The organism is Terrabacter ginsenosidimutans (assembly GCF_039539425.1).
In the GTDB taxonomy this organism is placed as follows: domain Bacteria; phylum Actinomycetota; class Actinomycetes; order Actinomycetales; family Dermatophilaceae; genus Terrabacter; species Terrabacter ginsenosidimutans.
The window spans coordinates 165,154-183,064 of sequence record NZ_BAABDC010000006.1 but is presented as its reverse complement, the minus strand read 5'-3'; the positions used below and the strand labels follow the sequence as shown (position 1 = coordinate 183,064).

Here is a 17,911-nt window from a genome sequence, read left to right as displayed (position 1 = left end):
TGCCTCACTTGTCGACGTCCCCGACGACGAAGAACATCGAGCCGAGGATGGCGACCATGTCGGCGATGAGCTGGCCGGGCAGCATCTCGCTGAGCACCGACACGTTGTTGAACGACGCCGAGCGCAGCTTGAGCCGCCACGGCGTCTTCTCCCCGCGCGAGACGAGGTAGTAGCCGTTGAAGCCGAGCGGGTTCTCGGTCGCGCTGTAGATCTCGCCCTCGGGCACCTTGAGGACCTTGGGGAGCTTGACGTTGATCGGGCCCTGCGGCAGCTGGACGAGCCGGTCCAGGCAGGCCTGCGCGAGGTCGAGCGAGACGTGGACCTGCTCGAGCAGCACCTCGAGTCGCGACAGGCAGTCGCCGGCCGTGCGGGTGACCACGCGACCGGGACCCTTGTCGCCGAACAGCTCGCCGTAGGCGAGGTAGGGCGCGTCGCGGCGCAGGTCGACGTCGAGGCCGCTGGCCCGCGCGATCGGGCCGGACACGCCGTACGCCTGGACGGTCGACAACGGCAGCACCCCGACGCCCCGCGTGCGTGCCTCGAGGATCTCGTTGCCGACGATGAGGCGCTCGAGGTCGGGCAGGCGCACCCGCACGTTGGCGATCGCCTTGTCGACGCGGCCCATCCAGCCGGCCGGGAGGTCCTCCTTGAGACCGCCGACACGGTTGAACATGTAGTGCATGCGGCCGCCCGAGACCTCCTCCATGACGGCCTGGAGCTCCTCCCGCTCGCGGAAGGCGTGGAAGACGGGCGTGATCGCACCGAGCTCGAGCGGGTAGCTGCCGAGGAACATCAGGTGGTTGAGCACCCGGTTGAGCTCGGCGAGCGCGGTGCGCGCCCACACGGCCCGCTCGGGCACCTCCATGCCCAGCATCTGCTCGACACCGAGCACCACGCCGAGCTCGTTGGAGAAGGCGCTGAGCCAGTCGTGCCGGTTGGCGAGCACGATGATCTGGCGGTAGTCGCGGACCTCGAAGAGCTTCTCGGCGCCGCGGTGCATGTAGCCGACGATCGGCTCGGCGCTGACGATCCGCTCGCCGTCGACGACGATGCGCAGGCGCAGCACGCCGTGCGTGGCCGGGTGCTGCGGGCCGATGTTGAGCACCATGTCGGCGGTCGCGAGCCCGCCCGCGCCGATGCCGACGGTCAGGGCCTGACGCCGGCCGGGCGCCGAGGCGGTGGTCTCCGTCATGGGCCCGAGCCTACGGCCCACTCCGTGGTCGTATGCCGTGTGGCCCCTCCCCGGGGCGCGCCCGGTCGGGCAGAGTGTGGGGGTGACCGACCTGTTCGACCTGCGCGACCCCGCCTTCGTGACCGACCCCTACGCCTCACTGGCAGCCGCCCGGGAGCAGGCGCCGGTCCTGTGGCACGAGGACCTCGGCCTGTGGGTGACGACGACGCACGCCGCCGCCAACGACGTGCTGCGCGACCGTCGGCTCGGCCGCATCCTGCGCCCGCGCTCGACCGGCGACGACGCGTGGACGACGTTCGACTGGCTGCACGCCGACTCGATCCTCGACTCGGAGCCGCCCAAGCACACGAGGCTGCGCCGACTCGTGGCCGGCGCGTTCGCCCGTGGGCACGTGGCGCGGCTGCGCCCGCGCGTCGAGGAGATCGCGGCCGGGCTGCTCGACGACGTGGAGAGCACCCTCGACGGCGACGGGCGCGTCGACGTCATCACCGCCTATGCCGAGCCGCTGCCCGTCCTCGTCATCTGCGAGCTGCTCGGGGCACCGATCGCGGACTGGAAGGTGCTGCGGGACTGGTCGCAGGCCATCGTCCGGATGTACGAGGTCGACCCGGACGAGCACGCCCAGCAGGACGCGCAGCGCGCCTGCGAGGAGTTCGCGGCGTACGTCGAGCGGCTGGCTGCCGAGCGGGCCGAGTCGCCCGGGGACGACCTGCTCACCTCCCTCGTGCAGGAGCGTGACGGCGGCGACCGGCTCTCGCCGCGCGAGCTCGTCGCCACGGTCGTGCTGCTGCTCAACGCGGGGCACGAGGCGAGCGTCAACGGTTTCGGCAACGGTCTCGCCTCCCTGCTCGCCGACCGTCGACAGCTCGACGGGGTCATCGCGGGCCTCGACGACCCGGCCGTCGTCGACCGTCTCGTCGAGGAGATGCTGCGGCACGACTCGCCTCTGCACCTCTTCGAGCGCACCGCCACGGCCGACGTCGAGCTGCACGGCGTCACCGTCCGGCGCGGCCAGAAGGTCGCGGCACTGCTCGGGGCCGCCAACCGCGACCCGGCCGTCTTCGCCGACCCCGACCGCTTCGTCGCCGAGCGAGACCCGAACCCGCACCTCGCGTTCGGCGCCGGCATCCACTTCTGCCTCGGGGCGCCGCTGGCGCGGATGGAGCTGCAGATCTCGACCCGCGCGCTGCTGGAACGCCTCGGACCGGTCGAGGTCGTCGCGGCGGTGCGGCGACCGACGTTCGTGCTGCGTGGGTACGAGCACCTCACCGTGGCCCGCAGCGATCGACGCGAGCGATCGACCTGAGCGACCGACGTGAAGGATCGACGCGGGCGGAGCGCATCGACCGGGAGGACGGGATGAGCGAGCTGACCCCCTACATCTGCGTGGCCGACTCCCTGGCCGCGATCGAGTGGTACCGCGAGCACCTCGGCGCCGTGGTCACCGTCGAGCCGATGGTCATGGACGACGGCCATGTCGGGCACTGCGAGCTGGCCGTCGACGGCGCCCGGTGGATGATGTCCGACGAGTTCGAGAGTGCCGGGGTCGCGCCTCCCGACCGGAGCCGCGGCAACGCCGTGACGCTGCACCTCACGGTGCCCGACGTCGACGAGTGCTGCCGCCGGGTGCAGGAGGGCGGTGCCACCCTCGACCGTGCGCCCGAGGACAACCCACCGATCGGTCGTCTCGCCGTCTTCCACGACCCGTTCGGCCACCGGTGGTTCCTCAACCAGCCACTGCCGGCGTCGGGCTCGAGCGCCGAGTCGGACTGACGGGCCCGGCGAGGGGTCAGCCGCGGTCGGCCTCGCGGCCACGCAGCACGAGGAAGCCACCGACGCCGAGGAGCACGAGGGTGCCGACGATGGTGAGCAGGATCGGCACGAGGAGAGAGCCCTGCGCGTCGTCCGAGGTCGAGGCCGGCTTGACGGGCACGGCCGCGCCGGCGGTGGCCGTCGACCCGTCGAGGCCGATCGTCGCGTGGAACGAGAAGCTGCCGGCGACGGGGTGCCCGTCGTCGGAGGTGATGCGGTAGGACACCGTGTAGTCGCCGCCCGGCGCGGTGGGGGCGATGGCCTGGGTGACGTCACGCCCCGCGATCGTCGGGGTGCCGGACGACACGGGACCCGACGGGCCGGTCACGACGACCTGGGCACCGATCGCGAGAGGCGCCTCGGAGAAGGTGAGCACCACCGACCCCGGCAGCCGTGCGACGGTGGTGCCGTCGGCCGGGTTCGTGCGCTCGAGCACGTCGTGCGCGAAGGCCGCCGCGGGTGCGGCGACGAGCAGTCCGAGGGCGAGCAGCGCGGAGGCGAGACGACGCATGCCGATCAGGTTACGTCGTGCTCGCGGACGCGCTTCACCGCCCACCAGAAGCCCCCGAACCCGTGCCGGTCGAGCAGTCGGGCCTCGGTGCTCGCGCGCTCGAGCGCGGCGACGTAGGCGAGCGGGTCGGTGCTCGCCAGCGCGTGCGGCGGGGTGGCGCCGGTCAGGCCCAGCGCCTGCAGCGCCTCGCGCTGGGTGAGCACGCGGTCTGCGTCGAGGGTGTCCATCGCGACGTGCGCCGTGACGTCGCACGACCCGTCGGGCACGGGGACGGTCAGCCGTCCGTCGGCGTATGCCGCGAGCGTCCCTCCCGACGGCCGCCCCGTCGCCGTGTGGCCGTAGTCCACCGCGAGCAGCGTGCCGGAGGCGACGCGCGAGACGAGGTCGGACCAGGCCTCGTCCCGGGCGCGGCCGACCTCGATCCGGTCTCCGGGGGTGGTCGTGGGCCAGTGGGCGTCGGCCCAGCGGCGGTCCGCCTCGGTGAGGCCGCCGCCGAGGGACTCCGCACCGGTGCGTGGGTCGACGAGGACCTCGCGGGCGGTGCCGCTGGCGTCGACCTGGGCCACGGTGCACGGCACGACGTCGAGCCACTCATGGGCGATGACGAGGGCGTCGCGCAGTCCGGCCAGCGCTGCTGGCAGGCCGGAGCCTCCGGGTGAGCGCAGCCACTCGACGCGCTCGTCGAGTCCTTCCGGACGGTCGACGACATCCACCGCCACCACGCGGGTCCCCGTCACCGCTCCGGCACCGCCGACCTCCTCGCCGGAGACGTCGGCGACGGCCCGGGCGAGGTGCGTCGCGAGCTCGCCTCGTCCCGCGCCGACGTCCACGACGACCGACGGTGCGGCCGTGCCGTGCTCCGCGGCCCAGAGCTCGAGCAGTGCCCGCGCGAGCGTGGCACCCGTCGGGCCGTGGGTGGCCGTCGTGAAGTGGGTGGCCGGCCCGCCGCGCGTGACGTAGAAACCGAGGGTGACGGCATACAACGCCTCGTGCCACGCGTCGCGCCAGGGAACGGGATCCACGCCTCCGGACTGTAGGCGATAGCGTGCCGTGGGTGAGCACCCCGCACGAGCGTCCCGCGCGCTTCGACGTCGGCGTCGTGGGCGCCGGGCGCGTCGGAGCCGTCCTCGGAGCTGCCCTGGCCCGCGCCGGGCACGTCGTGACCGGCGTCTCCGCCGTCAGCGAGGAGAGCCTCGAGCGGGCAGCCACGCTGCTGCCGGGCGTTCCCGTCAAGCCGATCCCGGACGTCGTCGCCGGCGCCCACCTCGTGGTGCTCGCGGTGCCCGACGATGCGCTCGCAGACCTCATCGCAGGGCTCAGCGCGACCGGCACCTTCACGCCGGGCCAGCTCGTCCTGCACACGTCCGGCGCCCACGGCATCTCGGTGTTCGAGGCCGCGGCCGACAGCGACATCGTGCCGCTCGCGATCCACCCGGCCATGACGTTCACCGGCACCGAGCTCGACCTCGAGCGCCTCCACGACTGCTGCTTCGGCGTGACGACCGTCGACCTCGCGCGACCCGTCGGCGAGGCGCTCGTCATCGAGATGGGCGGCGACCCGGTGTGGATCGCCGAGGAGGACCGCGTCACGTACCACGCAGCCCTCGCGCACGGGTCGAACCACCTCGTCACCCTCGTCGCCCAGTCGATGCAGCTGCTCGGCGAGGCCGGGGTCGACGACCCGGCGCGCGTCCTCGAGCCGCTGCTGTCCGCGGCCCTGGCCAACACCCTGCAGCGGGGTGACGCAGCCCTCACCGGTCCGGTGGCCCGCGGCGATGCCGGTACCGTGGCCGGGCACGTCGCGATGCTGCGCAAGGTCGCCCCGGACATCCGGCCGACCTACCTCGCCCTGGCCCGCGCGACGGCGCAGCGGGCCCTGCTCAGCGGACGCCTCCGGGCCTCCGACGCCGACCCGCTGCTCGAGCTGCTCGCGCACGAGGAGGACCAACCGTGACAGACACCACCGCGCTGCCCATCACCCCGCCCACCACGCCCGTGGTGGCGCGCACCCGCGAGGAGCTGCGGGAGGCACGGTCGGCCCTCGACGACGGCGACGTCGCCGTCGTCATGACGATGGGCGCCCTGCACGAGGGCCACGCCACCCTGATCCACCAGGCCCGCAAGGCCCACCGCCACGTCGTCGTGACAATCTTCCTCAACCCGCTCCAGTTCGGGCCCAAGGAGGACCTCTCGCGCTACCCGCGCACCTTCGACGCCGACCTCGAGATCTGCACCGCCGCAGGCGTCGACCTCGTCTTCGCTCCGACGCCCGACGTCGTCTATCCCGAGGGCGACCCCGGTGTGCGGGTGTCCGCCGGGCCGCTCGGCGACGTGCTCGAGGGGCAGGCCCGTCCCGGGCACTTCGACGGGATGCTCACCGTCGTCGGCAAGCTGATGCACCTGACGCGCTGCAGCGCGGCCTACTTCGGGCAGAAGGACGCCCAGCAGCTGCTCCTCATCCGCCGGATGTGCCGTGACCTCGACTTCCCGGTGCGCGTCGTCGCGGTGCCGACGGTGCGCGAGCCCGACGGGCTGGCGATGTCGAGCCGCAACACGTACCTGACGCCGTCCGACCGCGAGACCGCGCTGTGCCTCTCGGCCGCGCTGCGGGCCGGAGCCGACGCCGCCGCCGAGGGGCCCTCCGCGGTCCGGCGCGCTGCCCGCGCGGTGCTCGTGCGCGAGCCGCTCGCCCTCGTCGACTACCTCGTGCTCGTCCACCCGGACACCCTCGTGGACGTGCCGGAGTGGTACCGCGGCGAGGCCCTGCTCGCGGTGGCCGGTCGAGTGGGTACGACCCGTCTGATCGACAACCTGCCGGTACTCGTCGGCCCCGGCGGCGGCGCGCTCGAGACGTTCACGCAGCCCTGAGAGCCCAGTTCCTCTCTCCCACAGAGCAGTCCACGCTCTCCTACGCATCGAGGAAACCGCAACGTGCAGCGTTTCATGCTCCACTCGAAGATCCACCGGGCGACGGTGACGCAGGCCGACCTGCACTACGTCGGGTCGCTGACGATCGACCGCGACCTGCTCGACGCGGCCGACCTCTGGCCCGGCCAGCAGGTCGACGTCGTCGACGTCGACAACGGCACCCGCCTGACGACCTACGCCATCGAGGGCGAGCGCGGCACGGGCATCGTCTGCATCAACGGCGCCGCCGCGCGGCTCATCTCGCCGGGTGACACGGTCATCATCATCGCCTACGCCGCGATGGACGATGCCGAGGCACGCACCTTCGAGCCGCGAGTGGTCTTCGTCGACGAGCACAACCGGACGGTCGAGGTGGGGCACGATGCAGGGGACGTGCCCGACGGTTTCGGTCTCATGACCTCCGCCGTCACCGAGCGCCAGCACGCGTACCAGCACGACCACCAGGACTGAGAGGCCAGGCGTATGCCGACAAGCGGGCTCCCCGACGTGACCCTCCCTCGGTGGCTGCGCGCGTCCCCGCCCGGCTGGACGGCCACCGCCGACGTCATCGTCGTCGGTTCCGGCATCGCCGGGCTCACGACCGCGCTGCGGCTGCGCCGTCGGGTCGACCGAGTCCTGCTCGTGACGAAGACGGTGCTCGACGAGGGCTCGACGGCCTGGGCACAGGGCGGCATCGCTGCCGTCATGTCGCCGGAGGACAGCCCCGCCGAGCACATCCACGACACGCTCGTCGCCGGCGTCGGGCTGTGCGACGTCGACGCCGTCGAGGCGCTCGTGCGCGAGGGCACGGACGCCGTCTGGGACCTCATCGCACTCGGAGCGGAGTTCGACCGTGGCGACACCGGTGGCCTGTCCCTGACCCGCGAGGGCGGCCACCACCGGGACCGGATCCTGCACGCCGGCGGCGACGCCACAGGACGCGAGATCAGCCGCGCCCTCATCGCCGCGCTCGACCGGGTGCGCGACGACCCGGGGATCGAGGTCATCGAGCACGCGCTCGTCGTCGACCTGCTCACGGACGCCGACGAGCGAGTCTGCGGGGTGACGCTCCACGTCATCGGCGAGGGCCAGGTCGACGGAGTCGGTGCGGCGCACGCACGGGCGGTCGTGCTCGCGACCGGAGGCCTCGGCCAGATCTACGCCTCGACGACCAATCCGTCCGTCGCGACGGGAGACGGCATGGCGGCCGCGCTGCGGGCCGGCGCCGTGCTCGCCGACCTCGAGTTCGTCCAGTTCCACCCGACGGTGCTGTGGCTCGGCGAGGGCTCGCGCGGCCAGCAGCCCCTCATCTCCGAGGCCGTGCGCGGCGAGGGCGCCTTCCTCGTCGACGAGGCGGGCGAGCGCTTCATGCAGGGCCAGCACCCGCTCGCCGACCTCGCACCGCGCGACGTCGTGTCGCGCGCCATCATCGCCCGGATGCGCGACACGGGCACCGACCACGTCTACCTCGACTGCCGTCACCTCGGCGCCGAGTTCCTCGAGCAGCGCTTCCCCTCGATCGTCCAGCGCTGCCGTGAGCTCGGGTTCGACCCGGCGACGCAGCTGCTCCCGGTCGCCCCCGCGCAGCACTACGCCAGCGGTGGTGTGCGCACCGACCTGCGCGGTCGCTCCTCGATCGAGGGCCTCTACGCGTGCGGCGAGACCTCGTGCACCGGCGTGCACGGGGCCAACCGCCTGGCGAGCAACTCCCTCCTCGAGGGGCTCGTCTTCGCGCGCCGCATCGCCGACGACCTCACGTCCCGTCTCGCCGCCGGTGAGCTGCCGGAGGCGAGGCCCGTCGCGCCGGCGGGCGAGCCCGAGCTGGTGCGCGGCAAGCGCCGCGTCGACGTCCAGCGCGCCATGACCGCGGGATCCGGCACCGTGCGCTCCGCCTCGTCGCTCGCGGCGACGCAGCAGACCCTGGCCGAGCTGGCTGCCCGGGCCGTCGCCGACGACGCAGACAAGCAGGGCGGACCCAAGAGCTGGGAGACGACCAACCTGCTCCACCTCGGCCGCGCGCTGACGTATGCCGCTGCGCTGCGTGACGAGACCCGTGGCGGTCACGTGCGGGAGGACTTCCCGGCTCGCGACGACGAGCACTTCCTGCACCACGTGCACCTCCGACGCTCCGGCGACGGGATCCTCGAGGCGCGGGTCGTGCCGGTGCCTCCCTCCAACCTCGACGGCCTCGACCTCGACGGCTCCGTGCCGCTCGACGTCCTCGACGAGGACCGCGCGGACGGTGCGCCGAACGCGAGAGCTGCTGCACGGCATACGACATCGACGAATCGGACTGGGGAGACGCAGTGAGTGGCGACGGGTTGAGCGGGTTCCCGCACGAGTGGGCGCGCGAGCTCGTCACGGTCGCGCTGCGCGAGGACCTCGGTCCGGAGGGTGTCGACGTGACGACGCTCGCCACGATCCCCGCCGACCAGACGCGCACGGCCGAGATCGTGGCGCGGGCGCCCGGGGTCGTGGCCGGTGTGCCGGTCATCGGTCTCGTCCTCGCCGTGGTCGCCGAGAAGGTCGGCGGCGAGGTGCCGACGGTCGAGGTCGTGAGCGATGACGGTGCGCGCCTCGAGCGCGGCGACGTCATCGCCCGGCTCACCGGGCCGACCCAGGTGATCCTCGTCGCCGAGCGGACGATCCTCAACATCCTGAGCCGGCTCTCCGGGGTGGCCACGCACACCCGACGGTGGGCCGACGCGCTCGAGGGCACCTCGGCCATGGTCCTCGACACCCGGAAGACGACGCCGGGCCTGCGCTGGCTCGAGAAGTACGCCGTGCGCTGCGGCGGCGGCACGAACAAGCGGATGGGCCTCTACGACGTCGCGATGATCAAGGACAACCACAAGCTCGCGGCCGGGTCGGTGGCAGCGGCGTACGCGCTCGTGCGCGAGCGGTTCCCCGACGTCGACGTGCAGGTCGAGGTGACGACGCCTGCGGAGGCGCAGGAGGCCTTCGACGCGGGCGCGCGTTTCATCATGTGCGACAACATGCCGGTCGACGTGCTGGGTCAGACGGTCGGGCTGCTCCGCGCCGCAGGCGAACCCGTCGAGATCGAGGCCACGGGCGGCCTCACGCTCGAGGTCGTGCGGGACTATGCCGCCACCGGTGTCGACTACGTGTCGGTCGGCGGCCTGACGCACAGCTCACCCATCGTCGACATCGCCCTCGACCTCACCGACGGTTGAGGGGGCAGGCGGGGGTTCCCGGCGGGCGTAGCCTTCGGAGGCAGGAGGGTGAGCCATGGGCGTGGTCGACGAGCTGGTGAGTGCCAGGGCCGAGTTCGAGCGCGGTGACTGGTCGGCGGCCCTGGAGCGGTGGTCCGCGGTCGGCCGCGACGGACTGACGGCCGAGGACCTCGCCTCGTCTGCGGCGGCCGCCCATCTGCTCGGACGCATCGACGACGCCCTCGACCGCTACCGGCGGGCGTTCGAGCTTCGGGTGTCCGAGGGCGACACGGCGGGAGCGGCCCGCTGCGCCTTCCACCTGGCGATGATCAGTGGGACGAGCGGCGACCGCTCGGCGTCCGCCGCGTGGCTCGCGCGGGGGGAGCGGCTCGTCGAGTCCCTTCCCGCGGGCAGCCTCGAGTCCGGCTACATCGCCTTCGCCCGCATGTTCTCGCACCTCGGCTCGGGCCGGTTCGCCGAGGCCGGCGCGTGTGCGGTCGAGGCGACCGAGGCCGGCCGTCGCCACGACGACCCGAACCTGCTCGCCACGGGCCTGTGTGCGCAGGGCCGTATGGCCATCTACGGCGACCGGATCCCTGCCGGACTCTCCCTGCTCGACGAGTCGATGCTCGAGGCGACGAGCCACGTCCTCGCGCCGGTCATGCTCGGGCACGTCTACTGCACGGCCATCGAGGGATGCCAGGAGGTGTCCGACCTGCGCCGGGTCGTCGAGTGGACCCAGCTGCTGCACCGCTGGTGCGCCGACCAGCCCGGACTCGTCACCTTCACCGGCCAGTGCGCGCTGCACCGCGCACAGGTCATGCGGGCGCGGGGCGCGTGGGACGCGGCACTCGACGAGCTCGCCGCAGCCATCGAGCGGTACCGGCTCGCCGGCGCCACGGACGCGGTGGGTCAGGCGGAGTGCGAGCGCGGGGACCTGTTGCGCCTTCGTGGCGACCTCGACGCCGCCGACGCGGCCTACCAGCTGAGCGCCGAGCACGGCTACGACCCGCAGCCCGGCTCGGCGCTGCTCTGGCTGGCGCGCGGCAGGACGTCCGCCGCGGTGGCTGCCGTGCGACGGCTCCTCGGCGAACCAGGACCGTCCGTGCGGCGCAGCCGCGTCCTGCCGGCGGCCGTGGACGTGTTCCTCGCCTCGCACGACGTCGACGGCGCCCGCGACTGCGCGCTCGAGCTCGACGGGCTGGCAGAGGCCTTCGCGTCCGAGATCCTCTCCGCGGCGGCAGCCACCGCGTGGGGGCGTGTCCAGCTCGCGGCGGGCGACCCCTCGGGCGCCCTGCCCTACCTGCGCAAGGCGCACCAGGCCTGGGTCCGCCTCGATCTGCCCTACGAGGCGGCGCTCGCGCAGGCCACGAGCGGGCGGGCGCTGCTCGGCCTCGGTGACCACGAGTCCGCCCAACGGGCGCTCACCTCGGCGCGGGACGTGCTCGCGTCGGTCGGGGCCCGGCTGGACGTCGAGGCGCTCGACCAGCTGGTGTCACCCGGGACGCGTCCCGCGGGACTGACCCAGCGCGAGATCGAGGTGCTGGGGCTGGTTGCCGAGGGCCGGAGCAACGCTCAGATCGCCTCGATCCTCGTGCTGAGCGACCGCACGGTCGCCCGCCACCTCAGCAACATCTTCACCAAGCTCGGCGTCGGAAGCCGCACCGCCGCAGCCGCGTTCGCCTTCGAGCACGACCTCATGCGCCGCCGGGACTGACCGACTGTCGGTTCCGCCGGTCAGGCCCGTCCCGAAGCGCTCTTCAGCTGGTCGCGACCGGGTCGTCCCGCCTCGTCGCGGCGGCTGCCGACCGCTTGGCGACGTGGCCGGCGACGTGGGCCGCGTCGCGCCCGACGCCCGGCAGCACCATCGAGGCGAACGCGTACTGGAAGGCGAGCCCGCAGAAGAAGAGACCCGGGACGTCGCTGGAGACCCCGCGGTACTCCCGGGGCCACCCGTCCTCCCCGAGGACGGGTAGGTCGATCCAGTCGAAACGCTGCTCGAAGCCGGTGGCCCAGACGATGTTGGCCGCGTCGACGACCGTGCCGTCGTCGAGGGTCGGGCGTCCGTCGGTCACGCCTGCCACCCGCTGCACGTGCCGCTCGACGCCACGGGACGCGAGGTCTGCTCTCTTGACCCTGAGCATCGGCCCGCCGTGGTGGCGGATCTCGGCCATCATCCGGCGACCCATGGGGGTCCGGCGGGTCAGCACGTGCTGCCACGCGAAGAGCAGGAACGGGAAGACGACGTGCACCGCCGGGGTGTCCCAGCGCACCGGGATCTGGCCGCAGTCGCGGCCGGCCAGGACAGTCGGGCGGCTCGCGGCCAGCTCGTAGGCGATGTCGCAGCCCGAGTGGGAGGCGCCGACGACGAGCACCGGCCCGTCCCGCAGCTGGCTCGGGCGACGGTACTCGCTCGAGTGCAGCTGCAGGATCGCGGGATCGAGGTCCGCCGCGAAGGCCGGGACGTGGGGTGCGCGCCCGAAGGTCCCCGTCGCGACGACGACGTTGCGGCACGCGATGTCCCCGTGGTCCGTCGACACGACGAAGCCGTCACGGTCGGGGCCGGCGGCGAGGCGCTCCACGCGCACGCCGAGGCGCACCGGCAGTCCGAAGTGGGCGGCATACGACTGCAGGTAGGCCGCGACGTCGTCCTTGCCGGGGAACGACCTGGGGTTGCCGGGGAAGGGCAGCCCGGGCAGCGCGTCGTGCCGCGCCGACGAGTAGAGCCGGAGCGAGTCGTACTGCTGGCGCCACCCGTCGCCGACGGTCTGGTTGCGCTCGAGCAGCACGCACTCGTGGCCGCGCTCGCGGAGCTCGCGCGCCGTGGCGAGCCCCGCCTGTCCCGCGCCGATGATGACGGTCTCGATGGTCTCCATGGTGTCCCTCCCGGTGGTCGTTGGATCGACCGTAGGAAGGGCGGGGCGGTCACCGCGTCGGCCGCGATGCCCATCCGTGACGTGGGGCATGGGCAGAAATGACCACGAGTGGCCTCTCGACGTGTCGGAAGCGACGGTGTCGGAAGCGACGGTGTCAGAAGCGGCGGTGCCAGAGGTTGACGGCGTAGTCGACCCCGGTGGCGTCGGGGTGCTCGGAGAGGATGAGGTCGGCGTGCTCGGGCGCGAACTCGATGCCGACGACCGCCTCGAAGTCCGCGCGCGAGTCGAAGTCCCAGCGGATGTCGAGCCGCTCACGCTCCCAGCCCTGCCGCTGCCAGAAGCGCTCGACGGCGCGCGGGTCGTAGCCGGGCAGGGCCCTGCGGAACCACTGACCGAACGTCGAGCGGGTCGCGTCGTTGTCGACGACGAACGCCGCACCCCCCGGCCGAATGACGCGTTCGAGCTCGGCGAGCCCCGGCTCGCACCCGGGCCCGAAGAAGTACGCCCACCGCGCGTGCGCGACGTCGAACGAGCCGTCGGGCACCCCGATCGCAGCGGCACCCTCCTCGCGGACCGAGACGGACGGCATACCCGAGATGCGTTGTGCCGCAAGAGAAGCGAGCGGGGGGTGCGGCTCGACGCCGACGACCGAGCGGGCGTCACGCGCGAAGAACGGCAGGTGGTAGCCGGTGCCGCAGCCGACGTCGACGACGTCGAGGCCCGACCAGTCGAGCACGGCGCGCATCGCGTCCTCGATGACGTGGGCGCGGTCGACGCCGCGGTTCTCGACCTCGTAGACGTCGGGCGTCTCCCAGATGTTGGGGGAGGGGATGATCCCGGACTCGTCGCTCACGATGACCGCTGCGCCTCGATGGTGGCCGGGTGCACGAGCAGCGGCAGCAGCTTGCGGACGCCACGCGCACGGACGGCCTTGACCTGGGCGAGGTGCGCCTCGGCACGGATGGCCAGCTCGGCGTAGGCCAGCGGTCCCATGAGCTCGGTCAGCTCCGGCGCGTTCGAACGGTAGACGGGCTCGCGGCCGACGTGCGCCTCGGGGTTGCCGGAGCAGTACCAGTCGAGGTCGTGGCCGCCGGGACCCCAGCCGCGGCGGTCGTACTCGGTGATCGTCACCTCGAGGTAGCTCGTGTCGTCGGGCAGCTCGACGGTGCGGAAGGTGCGCCGGATCGGCAGCTGCCAGCACACGTCGGGCTTGAGCGTGTGCGGCTCGACCCCCGTCAGCACGGCGTGCTGGTGCAGTGCGCAGCCGGCGCCCGCGGGGAAGCCCGGGCGGTTGAGGAAGATGCAGGCGCCGTCCACGACCTTGGTCTTGCGCGCCCCGTCCTCCTTCTCGGTCCAGTCGTCCTTGCTGCCCGTGGCGCGGCCGACGGGGTGGTACTGCCACTCGTCCTCGCCGAGCTCCTCGACGGCCTTCTCGACGCGCTTCCAGTCTGCCTTCTCGGTGAAGTGCGCCCCGAGCGTGCAGCAGCCGTCGTCGGGCCGCCCGGCGTAGATGCCCTGGCAGCCGCTGCCGAAGATGCACGTCCAGCTGCTCGTGAGCCACGTCAGGTCACAGCGGTAGCGCTGGTTCGTGTCGGCGGGGTCGGTGAACTCGACCCAGACGCGGGGGAGGTCCAGAGGTGCTTCAGCCACCGGCTCACCTTATGCCGCCGACCTTTCCGCCACGCCGACGACGCCCAGCCCGTGGATGCCACCGCACGGACCGGGCACTGCCTGCGTATGCGGTGTGCTCCCACCGGCGCGGCCCGCGGGCGTACGCTGACGGTGGCGTCCAGGTCGCCTCCGGTGCGCGGGAAGGGGCTCAGCCTCCCTGGGGCACGGCAGCACGCGGTCCGACCTCCTTTCGGCCCGACCAGCGCACGCGGGCACGACGAGAGGAGGCCGTCATGGCCCTGTCCCTGCCCGCCAACCCCGACCTCGAGCACCTGCGGCGCGATGCCCGTCGGCTCCAGCGGGCCGTCCGCTCCCAGCAGCCCGAGGCGCTCGGTCACGTGGCTCGGCACCATCCAGAGGGTGCTCCCGAGGAACCGGCGACCTTCGCCCTCTCCGATGCGCAGCTCGTCGTGGCGCGCAGCATCGGCTTCGCCAGCTGGCCCAGGCTGCGGGCCTACCTGCATGCTGCCGATTCCTTGAGCCGCGACCCGGAGGCGCTCGACCCTGGACCTGTCGGGGAGGGGGGGGTCGAGGCCGAGATCGCTTCTGCCGTGGGCGCGCTCGCGTGTCTGACCTACACCAGTCATGACGAACCGGCGCGGTGGGCGAGGGCTGCTGAGCTGCTCGACCGCGACCCGTCCCTCGTGCGCCGCGACGTCTTCGTCGCGGCGGTGGCTGGGGACGCCGAGGCCCTGCGGTCGCACGTCACTGCCGACCCGGGTGCCATGACCGGGGAGGGCGGCCCGTTCCGGTGGCCACCGCTGCTCTACGTCGTCTACTCGCGGGTGCCGCAGGCCGACGCCGTCGGGTCGGCCCGGGTCCTGCTCGACGCCGGCGCCGACCCGGACAGCGGCTATCTGTGGCAGGGACTGCCCACCGCCTTCACCGCGCTTACCGGGGTGTTCGGCGAGGGCGAGCAGGGGCCGGGTCGCCAGCCCCGGCACCCGCAGTGGCGTGCGCTCGCCGAGCTGCTCCTCGACCGCGGCGCCGACCCGAACGACCGTCAGACGCTCTACAACCGGATGTTCAACCGCGACGACAGCCACCTCGAGCTGCTCCTCGCGCACGGGCTCGGCCGGCCCTCGTCCGAGGTCTGGGCGCGCCGCACCGGTGAGCCCGCGGAGACCGTCGAGGAGATGATCGCCCGCCAGGTCGGCTGGGCCCGGGACCACGGCTTCACCGACCGCCTCACACTGCTCGTCGAGCACGGTCTCGTGGGGCACCGGGCAGGGGATCCGGCACCCGGGGACGTCGTCCGGGACGGCGTCCCCGTGACCGGGTCCTTCCACGGCCCTGCCGCGGACATCCACCGGGCAGCCAGCCCGCAGGCGGTGCGCGAGGCGGCCGCGGCCGGCGCCGACGTCGATGCCCGGCAGGACGGACGCACGGCGCTGCACCGGGCGGCTCTCCTCGGCGACGTCGAGCTCGTCACGGCGCTCCTCGAGGCCGGCGCCGACCCGACACTGGTCGACGCCCAACACGGGACGACGCCGTACCGGTGGGCGTTGTGGGCCCGCAACGAGGCGGCCGCCGAGGTGCTGCGCCACGCACGGGCCACCACACGGCATACACAAGGTGCCTCCGGCGACGAGGGCTAGCGTGTGGGCATGACGTCGAGGGCCGGCAGCGAGACGACACCGAAGGGACGCGGACGGCGCCCCGGAGGCACTGACACGCGTGCCGCGATCGTCGACGCCGCGCGGAAGTCGTTCGCGGCCAAGGGATACGACAAGGCGAGCATGCGCGGCATCGCCAGAGAGGCCGGGGTCGACCCCGCTCTCGTGCACCACTACTTCGAAGGCAAGGCCGGGCTCTTCGCGGCCACCCTCGACGTGCCGGTCGACCCGGCGGAGCTCATCGATCGCATCACCGCCGGCGACGTCGACCGGCTCGGCTGGCGCATCGTCGAGACGTTCCTGACGGTCTGGGAGCCGCCGGAGCGGCGTGACGCCCTCGTGGCCCTCGTCCGCTCGAGCATGACGAGCGAGGAGGCGGCCCGCATGCTGCGAGAGTTTCTCGGCCGCGAGGTCTTCGGGCGGATCGCCGCCAGCACCGGAGCCGCCGACCCGCAGCTGCGTGGTGCCCTCGCGGCCTCGCAGATGATCGGGCTCGTCGTCGCGCGCTACGTCATCCGGGTGCCCGCGCTGGTGGAGGCCACGCGCGAGGAGCTCGTCGAGCGGATCGGTCCGGTGCTCCAAGCGCATCTCGTGGACAGGGTGCCCGAGCGGGAGTAGATTTCATCGCATGATGAATAACAGTGGGCCGGCGGTCGCCGTGAGCGGCCTGCGGGTCGTGCGCGGCAAGCGGAGGGTCATCCCCGGGCTCGACCTCGAGATCCCGGGCGGTCAGGTCATCGGCCTGCTCGGCCCCTCGGGTTCGGGCAAGTCGACGCTCATGCGCTGCATCGTCGGGGTGCAGGTCATCGAGTCCGGCACGGTCACCGTCCTCGGCCATCCGGCCGGGTCGCCCGTGCTGCGCGACCGCGTCGGCTACGTCACGCAGAGCCCCAGCGTGTACGCCGACCTCAGCGTGCGCGACAACGTCGTCTACTTCGGCCGCGCCATCGGCCTGCGGGGCGCCGAGCTGCGCGAGGCCGTCGACCGCACCCTCGCCGAGGTCGACCTCCAGTCGTACGCCGAGCAGCTCGTCCAGGACCTCTCGGGAGGACAGGAGTCGCGCGTCTCGCTCGCCGCTGCCCTCGTCGGCCGCCCCAGCCTGCTCGTCCTCGACGAGCCCACCGTCGGCCTCGACCCGGTGCTGCGCCGCGACCTGTGGGACCTCTTCCGACACCTCGCCGACCGCGGCCACTCGCTCGTCGTGTCGAGCCACGTCATGGACGAGGCCACCCGCTGCGACCGGCTGGTGCTGCTGCGCGAGGGGCATGTCCTCGCCGACCTCACCCCCGCCGAGCTGCTCGAGCGCACCGGCGCCGTCGACGCCGACGCGGCCTTCCTCGCCCTCATCGACGCCGAGACCGCCCGGTCCGGTGGAAGGAGCGCGTCATGAACGCCGGGCTCACCGTCGCCACCTCGGGCCGCGTGCTGCGCCAGGTGCGCACCGACCGCCGCACGATCGGCCTCATCATCGTCGTGCCGTGCGTCCTGCTCGGCCTGCTCGCCTGGATCTACACCGGCACCCCCGTCTTCGACGCCATCGGGCCGGCCCTCCTGGGCGTCTTCCCGATGATCGTCATGTTCATCGTCACCTCGGTGGCCACCTTGCGGGAGCGCCAGACCGGCACGCTAGAGCGCCTGCTGACGACACCGATGGGCAAGGGCGACTTCATGCTCGGGTATGCCGCGGCCTTCGGTGCGCTCTCAGCCGTGCAGGCCCTGATCGCAACGGGATTCGCCATCTGGGTGTGCGGCCTCGACGTGGCCGGACCACTGTGGCTCCTCGTCGTCGTCGCCGTCTTCGACGCCGTGCTCGGCACCGCGCTGGGGCTGCTCGCGAGCGGCTTCGCGCGCACCGAGTTCCAGGCGGTGCAGTTCATGCCGGCGTTCCTGCTGCCGCAGTTCCTGCTGTGCGGGCTGCTCGTCCCCCGGGACCAGCTCCCGACCGTGCTCGAGTGGGTCAGCAACGTCCTGCCGCTGTCCTACGCCGTCGACGCCATGAAGGAGATCGCCGCCAACGCCGACCCCGTCGCCTCGGTGATGGGTGACCTCGCGATCGTCGCGGCGTTCATCGGGGGTGCCCTCGCCCTCGCCTCGCTCACGCTGAGCCGCCGCTCGGCCTGACGGCATACGCCACTGGTTCGGCGCCACTAGGG

General features: G+C 72.9%; 18 protein-coding genes. 12 read left to right on the top strand and 6 right to left on the bottom strand.

What is annotated here, in order from left to right:
- Positions 1-4: 4 nt before the first annotated feature.
- Entirely contained in the window at positions 5-1,192 is a 1,188-nt protein-coding gene (locus ABD831_RS17340; protein WP_142179053.1) for an NADH-quinone oxidoreductase subunit D-related protein, read from the bottom strand.
- 82 nt (positions 1,193-1,274) lie between these two features.
- Between ABD831_RS17340 and ABD831_RS17335 the strand changes: the two genes are divergently transcribed.
- A complete protein-coding gene (locus ABD831_RS17335; protein ID WP_344949486.1) occupies positions 1,275-2,498 on the top strand; it encodes a cytochrome P450 in 1,224 nt (407 codons plus the stop codon).
- Between the two features lie 53 nt (positions 2,499-2,551).
- Positions 2,552-2,965, top strand: coding sequence for a VOC family protein (locus ABD831_RS17330; protein WP_344949483.1), 414 nt, complete (start codon positions 2,552-2,554; stop codon positions 2,963-2,965).
- A gap of 16 nt (positions 2,966-2,981) precedes the next feature.
- Here ABD831_RS17330 and ABD831_RS17325 read toward each other — a convergent pair whose 3' ends face one another.
- Positions 2,982-3,515 carry a copper resistance CopC family protein gene (locus tag ABD831_RS17325; RefSeq protein ID WP_344949480.1) on the bottom strand — a complete coding sequence of 178 codons (534 nt, stop codon included), beginning with the start codon at positions 3,513-3,515 and terminating at the stop codon, positions 2,982-2,984.
- Between the two features lie 5 nt (positions 3,516-3,520).
- A complete protein-coding gene (locus tag ABD831_RS17320) occupies positions 3,521-4,537 on the bottom strand; it encodes an SAM-dependent methyltransferase (RefSeq protein ID WP_344949477.1) in 1,017 nt (338 codons plus the stop codon).
- Positions 4,538-4,560: 23 nt separating this feature from the next.
- On the opposite strand from ABD831_RS17320, the gene ABD831_RS17315 reads away from it, so the two are divergent.
- From ABD831_RS17315 to ABD831_RS17290, 6 genes are all read left to right on the top strand, one after another.
- On the top strand, positions 4,561-5,469 hold the full coding sequence (locus ABD831_RS17315; protein WP_344949474.1) for a Rossmann-like and DUF2520 domain-containing protein: 909 nt from the start codon (positions 4,561-4,563) through the stop codon (positions 5,467-5,469).
- Positions 5,466-6,383, top strand: a complete 918-nt coding sequence (gene panC, locus ABD831_RS17310) for a pantoate--beta-alanine ligase (RefSeq protein WP_344949471.1) — start codon at positions 5,466-5,468, stop codon at positions 6,381-6,383. Before ABD831_RS17315 ends, panC begins: the two co-directional genes overlap by 4 nt.
- 63 nt (positions 6,384-6,446) lie before the next feature.
- Positions 6,447-6,893 carry an aspartate 1-decarboxylase gene (gene panD / locus ABD831_RS17305; RefSeq protein WP_344949468.1) on the top strand — a complete coding sequence of 149 codons (447 nt, stop codon included), beginning with the start codon at positions 6,447-6,449 and terminating at the stop codon, positions 6,891-6,893.
- A 12-nt stretch (positions 6,894-6,905) separates the two neighbouring features.
- Positions 6,906-8,732: an L-aspartate oxidase gene (locus tag ABD831_RS17300; RefSeq protein WP_344949465.1), complete on the top strand. Its 1,827-nt coding sequence runs from the start codon at positions 6,906-6,908 to the stop codon at positions 8,730-8,732.
- 11 nt (positions 8,733-8,743) lie between these two features.
- The gene (nadC, locus tag ABD831_RS17295) at positions 8,744-9,616 is read left to right on the top strand and encodes a carboxylating nicotinate-nucleotide diphosphorylase (protein WP_344949463.1); all 873 of its coding nucleotides are present in this window, start codon (positions 8,744-8,746) and stop codon (positions 9,614-9,616) included.
- Positions 9,617-9,671: 55 nt separating this feature from the next.
- Positions 9,672-11,312: a LuxR C-terminal-related transcriptional regulator gene (locus ABD831_RS17290; RefSeq protein WP_344949460.1), complete on the top strand. Its 1,641-nt coding sequence runs from the start codon at positions 9,672-9,674 to the stop codon at positions 11,310-11,312.
- Positions 11,313-11,355: 43 nt separating this feature from the next.
- Here ABD831_RS17290 and ABD831_RS17285 read toward each other — a convergent pair whose 3' ends face one another.
- The 3 genes from ABD831_RS17285 to ABD831_RS17275 form a co-directional block, all read right to left on the bottom strand.
- Entirely contained in the window at positions 11,356-12,471 is a 1,116-nt protein-coding gene (locus tag ABD831_RS17285) for a flavin-containing monooxygenase (RefSeq protein ID WP_344949458.1), read from the bottom strand.
- Positions 12,472-12,625: 154 nt separating this feature from the next.
- A complete protein-coding gene (locus ABD831_RS17280; RefSeq protein ID WP_344949455.1) occupies positions 12,626-13,324 on the bottom strand; it encodes a class I SAM-dependent methyltransferase in 699 nt (232 codons plus the stop codon).
- Positions 13,321-14,121, bottom strand: a complete 801-nt coding sequence (locus ABD831_RS17275; protein WP_142179044.1) for a DUF3109 family protein — start codon at positions 14,119-14,121, stop codon at positions 13,321-13,323. Before ABD831_RS17275 ends, ABD831_RS17280 begins: the two co-directional genes overlap by 4 nt.
- A gap of 254 nt (positions 14,122-14,375) precedes the next feature.
- Here ABD831_RS17275 and ABD831_RS17270 point away from each other — a divergent pair, with 254 nt between their 5' ends.
- The 4 genes from ABD831_RS17270 to ABD831_RS17255 are packed head-to-tail and all read left to right on the top strand — an operon-like array spanning position 14,376 to position 17,879.
- Positions 14,376-15,740 (top strand): ankyrin repeat domain-containing protein, encoded by a 1,365-nt coding sequence (locus ABD831_RS17270; protein ID WP_344949451.1) that lies wholly within the window; start codon positions 14,376-14,378, stop codon positions 15,738-15,740.
- A gap of 9 nt (positions 15,741-15,749) precedes the next feature.
- Positions 15,750-16,376 (top strand): TetR/AcrR family transcriptional regulator, encoded by a 627-nt coding sequence (locus tag ABD831_RS17265; protein WP_344949448.1) that lies wholly within the window; start codon positions 15,750-15,752, stop codon positions 16,374-16,376.
- Positions 16,377-16,386: 10 nt separating this feature from the next.
- Entirely contained in the window at positions 16,387-17,148 is a 762-nt protein-coding gene (locus ABD831_RS17260; protein WP_344949445.1) for an ABC transporter ATP-binding protein, read from the top strand.
- Positions 17,145-17,879, top strand: coding sequence for an ABC transporter permease (locus tag ABD831_RS17255; protein WP_142179041.1), 735 nt, complete (start codon positions 17,145-17,147; stop codon positions 17,877-17,879). Before ABD831_RS17260 ends, ABD831_RS17255 begins: the two co-directional genes overlap by 4 nt.
- Positions 17,880-17,911 lie beyond the last annotated feature (32 nt).